General features: G+C 72.4%; 10 protein-coding genes. All 10 read right to left on the bottom strand.

Annotated elements, in window-relative coordinates; all coding sequences use genetic code 11:
- The 10 genes from HUW46_RS43125 to HUW46_RS43170 all read right to left on the bottom strand — a co-directional run bounded on the left by HUW46_RS43125 (nucleotide 1) and on the right by HUW46_RS43170 (nucleotide 13,159).
- A complete protein-coding gene (locus HUW46_RS43125) occupies nucleotides 1-2,664 on the bottom strand; it encodes an AAA family ATPase (protein ID WP_215544406.1) in 2,664 nt (887 codons plus the stop codon).
- On the bottom strand, nucleotides 2,658-4,970 hold the full coding sequence (locus HUW46_RS43130; RefSeq protein WP_215544407.1) for an ATP-binding protein: 2,313 nt from the start codon (nucleotides 4,968-4,970) through the stop codon (nucleotides 2,658-2,660). Before HUW46_RS43130 ends, HUW46_RS43125 begins: the two co-directional genes overlap by 7 nt.
- A complete protein-coding gene (locus tag HUW46_RS43135; protein WP_215544408.1) occupies nucleotides 4,967-7,735 on the bottom strand; it encodes an ATP-binding protein in 2,769 nt (922 codons plus the stop codon). The genes HUW46_RS43130 and HUW46_RS43135 overlap by 4 nt, the downstream gene beginning before the upstream one ends.
- A gap of 399 nt (nucleotides 7,736-8,134) precedes the next feature.
- Nucleotides 8,135-8,857 carry a 2-hydroxychromene-2-carboxylate isomerase gene (locus HUW46_RS43140; RefSeq protein ID WP_215544409.1) on the bottom strand — a complete coding sequence of 241 codons (723 nt, stop codon included), beginning with the start codon at nucleotides 8,855-8,857 and terminating at the stop codon, nucleotides 8,135-8,137.
- A gap of 72 nt (nucleotides 8,858-8,929) precedes the next feature.
- Nucleotides 8,930-9,673 (bottom strand): 3-oxoacyl-[acyl-carrier-protein] reductase, encoded by a 744-nt coding sequence (fabG, locus tag HUW46_RS43145; protein ID WP_215544410.1) that lies wholly within the window; start codon nucleotides 9,671-9,673, stop codon nucleotides 8,930-8,932.
- A gap of 54 nt (nucleotides 9,674-9,727) precedes the next feature.
- Nucleotides 9,728-10,189 (bottom strand): 3-hydroxyacyl-ACP dehydratase FabZ family protein, encoded by a 462-nt coding sequence (locus HUW46_RS43150; protein WP_215544411.1) that lies wholly within the window; start codon nucleotides 10,187-10,189, stop codon nucleotides 9,728-9,730.
- A complete protein-coding gene (locus HUW46_RS43155; protein ID WP_215544412.1) occupies nucleotides 10,186-10,581 on the bottom strand; it encodes a 3-hydroxyacyl-ACP dehydratase FabZ family protein in 396 nt (131 codons plus the stop codon). The genes HUW46_RS43150 and HUW46_RS43155 overlap by 4 nt, the downstream gene beginning before the upstream one ends.
- A complete protein-coding gene (locus HUW46_RS43160; RefSeq protein ID WP_215544413.1) occupies nucleotides 10,578-11,651 on the bottom strand; it encodes a beta-ketoacyl synthase N-terminal-like domain-containing protein in 1,074 nt (357 codons plus the stop codon). Before HUW46_RS43160 ends, HUW46_RS43155 begins: the two co-directional genes overlap by 4 nt.
- 30 nt (nucleotides 11,652-11,681) lie before the next feature.
- Nucleotides 11,682-12,899, bottom strand: a complete 1,218-nt coding sequence (locus HUW46_RS43165) for a beta-ketoacyl-[acyl-carrier-protein] synthase family protein (protein WP_215544414.1) — start codon at nucleotides 12,897-12,899, stop codon at nucleotides 11,682-11,684.
- 8 nt (nucleotides 12,900-12,907) lie between these two features.
- Complete coding sequence (locus HUW46_RS43170; protein ID WP_215544415.1) at nucleotides 12,908-13,159, bottom strand: acyl carrier protein; 252 nt, start codon at nucleotides 13,157-13,159, stop codon at nucleotides 12,908-12,910.
- Between the last annotated feature and the right edge of the window lie 18 nt (nucleotides 13,160-13,177).

Below are 13,177 nucleotides of genomic sequence, written 5' to 3' on the forward strand. Positions count from 1 at the left end.
TCAGCCCTGCCGGGCGCGCGGCAGCACGTCCGAGAGGTCGGCGCGGCCGTCGATCCCGAGCTTGCGGTAGGCGCTGGTGAGGTGTTTTTCGACCGCTCTGGTCGTGACGCCGAGCTCCGCGGCGATCTCCTTGTTGCGGCGGCCGGTGACGACGAGTTCGGCGATCCGGACTTCGGCCCTGGTGAGCGGGCTCTTGGCCGTGTGCCGGACCTGGGCTGGCGCGGTGCTGGGGTGCTCCGTCCCCGCCACCACCGGCGCACGGCCGCACTGCGCCGCGAGCCTTGTTCCGGCGCGCAGGCTCGCGTCGCCCTTCGGCGAGCCGAGCCGCTTTCCCAGTGCCATCAACGACTTCGCGAGCTCCAGCTTGTTCCCCGAGGATTCGAGGATCTGGACGGACTCGTCGAGCAGCCGGACGCCGGGGCCGCCGTCGACCCGCTGCCCGCGCATCCGCAGCACCCTGCCGAGTGCCGACGGGGCGCCCCAGCCCAGTGCCTGCTCGTATTCGGCGGCGATCAGCTCCGCCGCCTGGTCCTTCTTGCCGAGGCGTTCGTAGCGCACGGCCAGCCGCAGCCGCCACGGGAACAGCACCGAGCTGGCCAGGCCCGCGCGCCGGAGCTGCCGTCCGGTGTCGGCGAGGTACTCGGCCGCGGCGGGGTCGGCGGAACCGGGTGAGGTCGCGGCGACCGCGGCATGGCTCAGCGACAGCGCCCACGACGGGCGATCCGGCCCCCACGCGCGTTCCGCGCGCGACGCCAGCTCGGGATCGCGCAGCTCCATCGCCAGTATCGCCAGCAGCGGCGCGCAGGTGCCGACGACCGCGGCCCAGTCCGGCGACGCGGTGTCCAGCGCGCGCACCGCGCTTTCCTTCGCCACCCGCAGCTGACCGGTCGCCGCCCACAGCAGCGCCTGGCAGGTCCACACCAGCGACGCGGCCAGGTCCGGCGTCTCGCGGACGGTCACCGCGCCGAGCCACGATTCCAGCCCGTCGGTCGCGTCCGCCGCCACCAGCACCGGTACCAGCAGGGGCATCGCGGTGTAGAGCTGCGCGGTGCCGCCGGGCTCCCGTTCCAGCACCCGGTGCGCGAGATCGATGATCAACGCTCTCGGCAGCGTCTCCGCGAGCGTGGCGAAATGCAGCTGCACGGTCGCCAGTTCCCGCTGGCCGGGGTCGTCCATCGCGATGTCGCCGCGCAGCCACGCCGCCGCGTCCTCGCCCGTTTCCAAGGTGTACGGGGTCCAGAACCGCAGCCGTGCCTCCAAATGGCCGGAGAGCGCCGGATCGTCCTCGGGACCCGCCCGCAGTTCGGTGACGGCGCGGCGCACGAACCTGGTGTCCGGCCTGCCTTCCGCGGCGGCCAGCGCCGGGGCGAGGCACAGCGCCTTCGCCCGTTCCACCGGGGTTTCGAGCAGCGGCAGCGCCTGCCGCAGGTGCCGCGCCGCCGCGGCAGCGTCGGTCCCGCGCTCCACCGCGACCAGATCGGCGAGCAGGTCTCCCCGGCGCGCGCCGCCGTGCACGAGCGCGTGCCGCAAATACCGCGCCGCCATGGCCGAATCGTCGCGCGCGGACGCCGCCGATGCCGCCGCGCGCAGCACATCGGTCGCCCACGGTTCGGGTTCGCTCGTCGTGCCCAGCAGGCGTTGCGCGATGTCCTCCAGCCGCCCGCCGCCGCGGAACAGCACGCCCGCGGCCCGCAGGTGCAGCTCGTCCTGCTCGTCCGCGGACAACGCGCCCGCCACCGCGTCGGCGACGGCGTCGTCGACGTAGCGCAGCGGGCCGTGCTCCGGTACCAGGCCCAGCCGCCGCATCGCGCGCTCGGCCTCTTCGAAGTCGACGCTGTCGAGCTGCGCGAGCCCGGCCACGAACGTCGGCGTCGCCGCGTCGCCCAGCGCCGTCATCGCCATCGCGAACCGGGTCACCCGCGCCGGCTGGCAGCTCAGGCAGCGCGCGAGCCGGTTCGACGGCTCCGGCGGCCGCAACGCCCGCGCCTCGGCGAGCTGCTCGGCCACCGGGCGCACCCCGTCGGCCAGCATGCCCACGGCCAGCGCGCCGAGGAACATCGGTTTGCCGCCGGTGTCCGACCAGCACTCCTTGGCGAAGGTCTCGTCGGCCGGTTCACCGCATCGCCTGCTGAAGAACGTCCGCACGCCGGCCACGGTCAGCGGGCGCGGGCGCACCGTCGTGGCCGCGGCGCGCACCAGGTCGTCGACCGCGAGCCGGTCGGCGCCGACGTCGCCGTCCAGCACGGTCGCCACCACCGCCACCGGCAGCGCGGAGACCCGGTTGACCAGGTAGGCGAGCTTGTGCAGCGATTCGGCGTCGGCCCACTGCAGATCGTCGACGAGCAGGGCGAGCGGCCGCTGTGCCGCCAGCCGCCGCCACCGCTGCGGCACGGCGTCCGCGCCGTGCTCGGCGAGCGGGTCGTCGTGCACCGGTTCCAGCAGCTGCCGCACCACGCCGTCGGCGAAACCCTGTTCGGTCGGCGACGCCCCGGCGCGCAGCACCCGCATCCCCTGGTCCACGGCGAGGTCGCCCGCGGCGTGCAGGAGCGCGGAGCGGCCGATGCCCAGCGGGCCGCGCACGAGCGACAGCGAGCCCGAACCCGCGCACGCGGCACGCACGGCCTCGCCGAGGACGGTCAGTTCGGCATCCCGTTCGATCAGCATGCTTCCCCCGTGAACGCGTGCGCGCCGACCGGTTCCGTTCGTTCGTGGCGCAGCCCGGAGATGGTGCTCGGGAACCGGATCATGTCGAACCGCGAGAGACCGGACAGGAAATCGACCAGCCCCAGCACCGAGCGGGTGCCCCACCGCGACGCCAGCGCGGCCTCCGCCCGCACCAGCTGCTCGGCCGCCCGGTGGCGGCCCGTCGCGCGGTGCCCGACCGCGGCCATCGAGCGCCACGGCAGCAGCAACGGGTTCGACCATCCCCTGCCGAGCATGTCGCGCCCGCATTCCTCGAAGTACCGCACCGCGGCACCCGGCCGGTCGTGCACCAGCTCCAGAAGTCCTTGCGCGAAGCGGAAATACGCGTCCGGCACGGCGGGCTCGGCGATCCGCGACGCCGCGTCGACGTCGCCGCTGGCGAGGCGCAGGATGAGCCGGAACCCCAGCAGGCTGCCCACCGCCGAGGAGTGCCATTCGGCCGCGGGCAGGATCTCCCCCGCGCCCTCGACATCGGCTTCCGCCGCCGCCAGGTCCCCGATGCGCAGGTTCACCCGCGAGCGGGCGAGCACCGCGGCGGCGGCCGTCGCCCGCGCACCCCGGCGGCGCGCGTCGGCGATGACGGCTTCGAGGCCCGCCTTCGCTTCGAGTGGGTTGTCGGTCAGCGTCAACGTGCGCGCGGCGGCGAGCCTCGGCGCGAAGAGCCCCGAATTCCCGCGCAGCGCGACCCGCGCCAGCCTCCGCGCGCGCCCGCAGCCGATCCCGCGGCTCGCGGCGAGCCAGGCCGCGGCACCGGCGCGGTCGGGATCCGAAGGGTCCAGCCGCTCCGGAACCCCCGGCACGCCAAGGGAACCCGTGCCGTCCGGCGCGTCGGTCGCGAGCCAGTACAGCGCAGCCAGACTGTCCTTTTCGGACTGCTCGGTGCCCGTGCTCCGGCACGCCGCGGTCAGCACGCGCACCGCGTTCGCCTTCGCCCCGCCCGCCACCATCAGGTCCGCGGCGGCGAGCTTGACCTCGGTCGCCCTGCTGGCACCGGTGTGCAGCGCCGCCCTGGTCAGCCGGAGATCACCGGTGTTCGCCGCCATCGTCGCCAGTTCGACGGTCAGGCGGGACCGCGCGTCGTCGGACAGCGGTTCCCGCTCGGCGCGGTCGTAGTAGGCCGACGCGAGCGCGGCCTCGCCCCGCGCACGGCTGTTCTCCGCGGCGGCGACCAGCGCCTGTGCCGCCCACGCCGCGCCGACGGGCCTGCTGCCCAGCAGCAGCCGCGCCACGCCGTCCTCGCCGACGGCGTACCGGTGGGCGAGTTCGGCCGCCGCGCGGTGCAGTTCGGCCCGCTCGGCGGGGTCCATCCCGGTCAGCACGCAGTTCGCGATCCTGCCGTCGATCGCGCGCCGCCCGTTCGACCAGTGCACGAACCCGGCCGAGGCGAGCGCGTGCCAGGCGCGGGTGACCGGTTGCGGCTGCGGGCCGGCGATCCGGCGGAGCTGGTCGAACTCCAGCACGGGTGAGGCGACGGCGAACGCGCGCAGGAGTCGGAGCAGATCGTCGGAAAGCCGTCCGAGGTGCCCCAGCACGAGCCCGCGCACGGCGTCGGCCGCGACCCGGTCGAGCTGCTCGGTCAACCCGGACGCCGGGTTCCAGCCCGCCCGCACCGCGGCGACCAGCGCCGGGGTGCCGCCGGTCGCGCGCCGGACCTCCGCCGCCGCGGGCGAGGTCTCGTCGGTGCCGAGCACCGCCGCGACGCCCGCCGCGCTCAGCGGGCGCAGGCGCAGCACGTGCACGGAATCCCAGTGCAGCCCCGAGGACTGCCACGGCTCGGCGGTTTCGTCGGCCAGGAACGGCACGCCGGTGCCCGCGCCCGCGATGACCACCATCAGCGGCGCCTGCCACAGCCTGCGCAGCACCGCGAGCAGCCAGGTCCTCGACCACGCGTCGGCGAGCTGGATGTCGTCGAGCACCAGCAGCAGCGGGCGCCGCCCGGCGAGCGCGACGAACCGCGCGCACAGCGTCCGCACGCCCTCGTCGCCGGCCGCCACGGTCCCGCCGATCCCGGGCGAGTCGATGTCCACAAGGGACGATTCGAGTTGCGAGACGAGCCCGAACGGCAGGCCGGATTCGCAGACCGAGCCGCGCGCCGAGAGCACCCGGACGCGGTTGGCCTCGCCGATCGCCGCGGCCGCCCGCAGCAGGCTCGTGCGCCCCGACCCCGGTAACCCGGACACCAGCCCGACGCTCGATTTGCCGTCGGCGAGCTCCTCGACGAGGCGCGTCAGTTCCGCGATTTCGGCATCGCGTTCGACCAGGGTCATCGGACCAGCCTCCCGGCGAGCACGGCAGCGAGTTCGGTGCGACCGGAGACCTCGAGCTTGCGGTAGACGTTCGTGAGATGGGTTTCCACCGTCCGCACGGTGACGAACAGGGACTCCGCGATGACGCGGTTGCCCGCGCCTTCCGCGGCGAGGTCGGCGACGCGGCGTTCGCTGCCGCTGAGCGTGTCGAGGAGCGAGTGCGCGGCGCGTGTCCGCCCGCCCGCGGTGATGAGCGCCTTCCGCGAGGCTTCCAGCATCAGCCGGTCCCCGCCGCGAAGGCTTTCGTCCATCGCCAGCCGGAAGTGTCTTCGCGCCGCCCTCGGGTCGTCGCGGTCGAGGAAAGCCTTGCCCAGCAAGTACTCCGCCCTGGTGTGCTCCACACCCGCGGTGCCGTCGAGCAGGCGCGCGGCCTCGGTGAGGAACTCGATCCCGCGATCGCCGCCCGTGGCCAGCCCCCTGGCCACCAGCCCCATCCCGACCGCGCGCCGGGTGCCCCACCGCGCCGCCTGTTCCGCGCCGAGTTCGGCCAGCTCGGCGCCTTCGCCGCCGCGGCCGAGCGCGGCCAGCGCGCACGTGGCCTCCAGCCACCACGGCGCCAGTACCGGGCTGCCGATCCCGCACTCCGCCAGGCTCTCGCCGCAGGCACGGGCGTGCCGCACCGCGGACTCCAGATCGCCCCGCGCCGCGCTCGTGCGCGCGCGGGTCATCAGGAACAGGTGGTGCGACACCGCGAGCCGCTCCAGACCGGGATGGGTGATCGCGTCGAGCAGGGCGTCGGCGCGGTCCGGTTCGCCGCGCTGCACCAGCACCGTCGCCAGCACGATCTGCGGCATCACCACCGTGCCGCCCCACAGCTCCTGGCGGACCACGTCGAACGAGGTGTGCGCGTCGGCCCCGGCCTCCACCTGGCTGCCCAGCGTGTGCCGCAGCAACGCGCGCGAGCTCAGCGCGCGGCAGTACGCCCACGCCTCACCGGTCCGCTGCGCGTGGCCGATCAACCGGTCCAGCGCGATCGACGCGGTCGCGCTGTCGTCGGCGAGGCACAGCGCCAACGCCGCCGAAAGCACCGCGGACCCCGGCAGCCCGGCCTGGTCGACCCGCAGCGCACGGCGGGCGTCGGCGGCGACCGAGGCCGACGACTCGCCGTGCAGCGCCCCGGCCAGTGCGCGCATCGCCAGCAGGTGGCGCTCGCCCGCGGTGTCCCCGGCAGGCGCGATCCGCGCCCGCGCGCTCGCGATCGCCGCGCCCACGGTGCCCTTCTCTTCCAGCCCGGTGCCCAGTAGCGCCGATTCCACGGCGATTCCCTGCGCCGCGGCCTTTCCATCGGTCTCCTCCGCCAGTTCCGCCGCGACCGAGCTGAGCACCTCCATCGCGCGGCCCGCCTCGCCCGCGGTGACCGAGGCGGCGCTCAGCTTGACCGCGATCGGGGCGCGCGCCTGCGGGCCGTCGGCGAGCTGGAGCGCCCGTTCGAGCAGCCCGGCCGCGGCCGCGGGCTCCACCAGCGCCAGCGCGTCGGCGAGTTCGACGAGCACTTCGAGGTTGCCCATGTCGAACGCGAGCACCCTGGTGAAGTACCGCGCCGCGGCGCCGGGTGAGCCCCGTTTGGCCGCGCTCCTGCCCGCTTCCCGCAGGATCTCCGCCATCCACGGTTCCTCGATCTTCGACAGCGGAAGCAGGTGCGCCGCGACGTCTTCGGCGGGCACGCCCGCGTCGCTGAGCAACGTGGCGGCCCTGATCCGCAGCCGGGGCACCTCCTCGGCCGGGATCGCGTCGAGCACCTCCGCGCGGATCAGGTCGTGCACGAATTCGAGGCCGTCCGCGCGCAGGATCCCGTTCGCCCGCAGCACTCCGGCGGCCGCGACCACGGCACGCGACGGCAGGCCCGCGAGGTTGCCGATCAGCGGCACCTCCCCGGAGCCGAGCACCGCGATCGCGGTCGCCGTCGCGCGCGCCTCCGGTGTGCACCGGTCCAGCACCGCGCGCGCCAGGACCGCGCGACCCGAGCCGACGATCTCCGAAACCGACACCGACGACGGCTCGCCTGCTTCTCGCGCGCGCCGCAGTTCGTCGAGCAACAGGCGCAGCAGCAAGGGATTCCCGCCGGTTTCCTCGGCGCAGGTTCGCACGAACAGCTCGCCGGTGTCGCCGAGGTGGGGCGCCACCAGCTCAGACACGGCGTCCAGGGAAAGCGGGCCGATCTCGATGATCTCGGTCCCCCGCATGCCTTCGATCTCGACGATCGGTTCGTCCGCCGTCGCGGTCACGCCGGTCCGGCGGGTGAGCACGACCAGCAGCGGCAGGTCCTCGGCGCGGCGCAGCAGAAAGCTCAGCCAGCGCAGGGAAACGTCGTCGCACCATTGCACGTCGTCGACGAAGAGCACGACGGGCGCGTCCCCGGCGAGCGTGACCGTCAGCCAGTAGAGGCCGTGCTGCACGGCGTAGGAACCGCTCGCGATGTACTCGCCGCCCGCGAGCGCGGGCAACGCGTGCCGCGCGCTTCCCGCCAGCAGCGGCGATCCCGGCGCCAGCCCGAGCGGGGCGAACAGGGCGCGCGCCGCGGTGTACGGCGCCGCCGCGTTCTGCTGCTCGCACCGGGCCGTCAGCACCGTCGCCGACGACGGCACCGATCGTTCGAGCGCGTCAACGGCCAGGCTCGTCTTCCCGATCCCGGCAGGCCCCCGTACCAGCAGCGCGTGACCCCGGCCCGCCGTCGCGTGCCGGATGCTCGCGTCGAACCTGGCGCGCTCTTTTGTTCGCCCGACCATTTCACCCGTCGGCGCTGACGGCAGATTCCACACGGTCACCACACCGCCCCTCCCACTCGAGCCGGTGCTCCTCCGGTGGTAGCGCCGCCGAGGCTCGAAGTGCGCCCAGCGCTCATTCGATCACGGGCCGCTGTCGCCAGGTAGCCCGAATGCAGGCCCGACAGATAGATACAGGGTTATCCCTCACCAATTCCCCGAGAGGTGACCGGCTGCCCGCTCATCTGAGCGTAGAAAAGGGCACGAAGAAAGGAAGAACGGGCAATGCGCAAAACATGAATGTTTCTCGCCCCGAAAGATTCCTTTTCCCGACCCCAGGCCGACCACTCCTGTTTACCGCACGACGAAGCGGGCGGATGCCCTGAGCATCCGCCCGCCGTCGCGTTTTCCGTCGTTCCGCTTTCAGCCGCACCCACCGGCGTGACCGGCATCGGAAACCGCGTTCACCAGCTCCGGGAACTCCATTCGCTCGTACTCGGCGGCAGTGGGCGACGGAGCGGGCACCGGCACTCGCGCGCGCAGCGCGGAGACGAACCGGTCGAGCCGGTCGACGCCCCAGAACTTCTCCCTGCCGACGGTGAACAACGGCACCCCGAACAGCCCGTCCCTCGCCGCGTCCTCGAGCAGATCGAGCCCCTGCGCCAGCAGCTCCTCGTCCTGGTGCGCCTGGGAAACCAGCTCGGCGCCGAGCCCGATCTCGCGCCCCACCTCGCCGATCACCGCCGGGTCGGAGATGTCCTCGCCACGCTCCCAGCGAGCCGCGTAGACCCGGTCGACGTAGGCGCGCGCCTCGCCCGCGCGTGCCGCCGCGAGGTAGCCGACATGGGCGACGTCCCAGTTCGGCGCGCTGTCGATCGGCCACGTCATGGGCAGCCCTCGGTCCTTCGAGAGCCGTCGCACGTCCTGCAGGATGTAGAAGTGCTTCGCCCTGGACATCGGCATCCACGGCATTTCGACGCCGCGTTCCACCAACTGGGCGCGCAACCGTTCACCCGGTTCCCACGCGGGCACCCATTCGACGAGATCGAGAACGCCGGGGTCGGTGGCCAGCAGATCACGATAGCAGAGCCAGGAATAGGGACTGCGCAGCGAAAAGTACCACCGCGCTCGCACGCTTTTGGCCATCAGGTCTCCCGAATACTCAACACGTTTGTCTAAATCAAATAGTCAACACTTTTGTCTAATGGAGGCGCGGCTTCAGACGGTGATCCCGCCGTCGATCTGGAGCACGGACCCGGTGATGTAGGCGGCCCGCTCGGAGGTGAGGAACGAGACCAGGTCGGCGACCTCGTCCGCGGCCCCGAACCGGCGCAGCGGGATCGACTTCAGCATCTTCGCCCGCGCCGCCTCGGTCATGGCCTGCGTCATCTCGGTGTCGATGATGCCCGGCGCCACCGCGTTCGCCCTGATCCCGTACCGGCCGACCTCCTTGGCCAGCGCGCGCGTGAACCCGATGATCCCGGCCTTCGACGCCGAGTAGTTCGTCTGCGTCGGATTGCCGTACACCCCCGAGACCGAGGACAGGTTCACCACGCAGCCCGCCTTGCGCTTCATCATCGCGAACACCGCAGGGCGGCACACGTGGAAGACGCCGTCCAGATTGGTGTGGACCACATCCTGCCACTGGTCGTCGGACATCAACGCGAGCGGCTGGTCGCGCGTGATGCCCGCCGAGGTGACCACGGCCCCGATCGCGCCGAACTCCTCCTCGGTCCGCCCGATCCAGTCGGCCACCTCACCCGCGTTCGCGACGTCCACCTTCGCGGGCAGCGCGCGCACGCCCTGCTCGCACACCAGCTTCTCCACCTCGGTCGCCGCCTCGGCGTCCGACCGGTAGCAGAAGCTGACGTCCCACCCGTCGGCGGCCAGCCGGAGCGCGACGGCGCGGCCGATCCCGCGGGACCCGCCGCTGACCAGCGCCACCCGTGCGTGCTCAGTCATCGTGCTCTCCTTGTTCTTCACCGCTTCTCCAGCGCTTCTTCAGGGCCTGTGCGTTCAGGGGGATTCGCCGCCGGGGGCGAGTTCGGACTCCGGCCGGAACGCGAGGACCATCTGCGCCACGGTGAGCACCGGCGCCCCGTTCGCCTCGCTCTCCCCGGACACCACGGCCGCGTCGGCCAGTACCTTCTCGACGCGGACGCGATGGGTCACCACGTCGCCGGGGAACACGTCGCGGTGGAACCGGGCGCCGCTGACCGAGCCGATCAACGTCACCAGCCCCGTCTCGGACGTGCCCCCGAGCCCGACGGTCGTGCCGAGGATCCCCGCCGTCTGTGCGAAGGACTCGACCAGGAGCAGTTGCGGGTAGGCGAATCCGTCCGAACCGGCCCGCGCGTACCACGGCTCGTTCACCGAGACGGCTTTGACCGCGGTGACCTCCTGGCCGTCGACCAGGTCGAGTACCCGGTCCACCAGCAGCATCGGGTACCGGTGCGGGAGCAGATCGGCCGTGGTCACGTGCTTTCCTCCGTGTAGTGGAGCCGGGCCGACGCCGCCTTCCCGCGCCCGGTGACGACCTTCGCCGCCACCCGCACGCCTTCGTCCTCCCGGCGCCATTCGAGCGCGATGTCCAGCACGTCCCCCGGCAGCACGGCGGAAACGAACCGCGCCGAACCCAGCGACATGAACCTGAGCCCGGTGATCTCCGCCGGCTTCGTCGCCAGCACACCGCGGTGCGCGCACTCCACCACGCACACCCCGGGGAAAATCGGGAAACCCGGGTAGTGCCCCGCGAACACCGGCTCCAGCTCACCGACGGCGAACCTCGCCGCCGAACGCCATGCACCGTCCGAAAAGGACGCGGGCTCGACCACCTCGATCGCACCGCGGACCGGGCTCACCCGGCTCACGTCTGGACCCCGAAGAGCCGGAACACCGCGCACGCGATCGTCCCGTCGGCGTCCACCGAGGTCACCACCGCGACGCCGGGCCGATCACCGGCGAGCCCGAGCGCCGCGGCCACCTGGAACGACGACGAAACCGCGCCGGTGTCGCCGATCAGGCCCGCCACGTCCACCCACTGCGGACGAACCCGCCCGAACAGGCCGTCGAGCACCTCGCTCTCGTACTCGCCCGCCTCACCGGTGAAACCCGACGGCGCCACAATGGACACCTCCGACGCCTCCACACCGGCTTCGGTGAGCGCGTCGAGCACGCACGCCTGCATCGACCCGCGCGGGTCGCCCTCGGGGTACACCCGCGACGACACCGAGCACAGCTCCGCCAACGGGGTCCGGTCCGGGGACACCGAACCCGGGTTCTCCAGCAGGAACAGGCAGGCACCCTCCCCGAGCGGACCCGGCGCGCCGTCGCGGCCGTTGTACTCCAGCCACGACCGGTCCAGCGAGTACTCCTCCACCGAACCGACGAGCGCGGTGTTCGTCCGCCCGCGGGCCAGCAGCCTGCGCACGTACCGCAACGCGATCAGCCCGGACGGGCGCCCGTTGGCCAGCGTCGTGTTCGGCCCGGTGAGCTGGTACCAGATCGCGCAGTGCCCCGCGGCGCAGTTCATCACGCCACCGGGCATCCGGCCCGGCTCGACGTGATAAGGCAGCTCCGCCTGCATCGACGTGCGCGTGAAGTCCATCGCGCCCCAGATGCTGCCGGTGGTGGTCCCGAGCACCAGCCCGGTCCCCTCCGGCGCGTTGCCTGGCTCCCCCGCGTCGAAGATCTGGCCCACCGCGGTGATGGTGAGCGCGGCGACGCGGTCCATCATCCTGGTTCCCTTGCGCCCCAGTATTTCCCTGATCGCGAAGTTCGGCACGACGTACCCGTGCTCACCCGGGACGACGCCCTCCTCGGGGTTGGTCGTGCTCGCCGCCGGACGGCCCGCCGCCATGCCGTCGAGGAAGTTCTTTCGGTCGGTGCCGAACGGCGACACCGCGGCCCAAGCCGTGATCACCGGACCCGTTGCGGGCATCGGAGACTCCTTTCGGTTCGGCAGTCGCCGTCAGGCCGCTACCGGGTACTTGCCGAGGATCACGCTCGCGTTGTTGCCGCCGAACGCCATCCCGTTGTTCTGCACCACGTTCAGGTCCGCCGCGATCGCCTCGTTCGGCACGCAGTCGATCGCGCACTCCGGATCGGTCTCGACGTGGTTGATGGTCGGGAACACGAACCCGTTGCGGATCGCCAGCGCGCTGGCGATCGCGGCGAGCGCGCTCGCCGCGCCCATCGTGTGCCCGAGCATCGACTTCAGCGACACCGTGCGCGGCGGCGCCGACCCGTACACGTCGTGGATGGCGCCGCACTCGGTCACGTCGTTGGCCTTGGTCCCGGTGCCGTGCGCCGAGATCAGGTCCACTTGGGACGGATCGAGCCCCGCGTTGTCGAGCGCGAGCCGCATGCACTTCGCCACGCCGTCCTGGTTCGGCGCGACCTGGTGGTGCGCGTCGCAGTTGAGCCCGTACCCGAGCACCTCCGCGTAGATCCGCGCACCACGGGCCTGCGCCGATTCGAGCGTCTCCAGCAACAGCACGCCAGCGCCCTCGCCGTGCAGGATCCCCTTGCGGTCCTTGTCGAACGGGCGGCAGTTGTCCGGCGCGATCGTGCCGAGCCGGTAGAACCCGGTGAACGTCTTGCGGCAGATCGCGTCCGCGCCACCGCACAGCGCGAAGTCCACCTCGCCCGCCCGCACGACGTCGAAGCCGTAGCCCACGGCGTAGTTTCCCGCCGCGCACGCCGTGCCGATCGTGGTCGCCTCGACATCGACGAGCCCGAACTCCCGCGCGATCGCGAGCGAGAGCCGCGTCGCCGGGATCTTGCGCGCCGCGGTCGCGCTGACCGCGGCGCGCCCCGATTCGAGTTCGACCCCGACCATCTTGTCCAGCTCGTTCGACTCGCCGTCGGTGGTGCCGATGGACACCAGCCCCCGCCGGGAGCGCAGCCAGTCGAGGTCGACGCCCGCGTCGTTGATCGCCATCCGCGCACCGGCCACCGCGAACTGCGTGGCCTTGCCGATCGTGTCGATCGGCACCTTCCCGATCCAGTCCTTCGGATCGAAATCGGGCACCTCACACCCTCGTGCGAAGTCGAACCCGGTGGTGTCGAACGAAGTGATGTCCTTGGCCCCGCTGCGCCCTGCCAGCAGGCCGGCGGTGAACTCGGTCACCCCCATCCCGATACTGGACACGGCGCCGAGTCCGGTGAGGACCACCCGATGTGTCATGGTCCGTCTCACCAGCCCGCGTTCTCGGCCACGACCTCGTAAACGCCCTTCAGCGTCACCATGCGCGGCAGCTCGGACTGCTCGATGGTGACCTTGAACTCCTTCTCCATCCCCGCGAGGATCTCGATCGCCAGCAGCGAGTCGGCCTCGTGGTCCTCGACGAAGTGGCTCGTCTCGGTCATCTCGTCCTCTTCGATCTCGAGGATGTCGCAGACGATCTCCTTGATCCTGGCCAGCTTCGATGCGGTTTCGACGGTCATGGTCGCTCCTGTTCTCCG

The sequence above is a fragment of the Amycolatopsis sp. CA-230715 genome, from assembly GCF_018736145.1.
Classification (GTDB): Bacteria; Actinomycetota; Actinomycetes; order Mycobacteriales; family Pseudonocardiaceae; genus Amycolatopsis.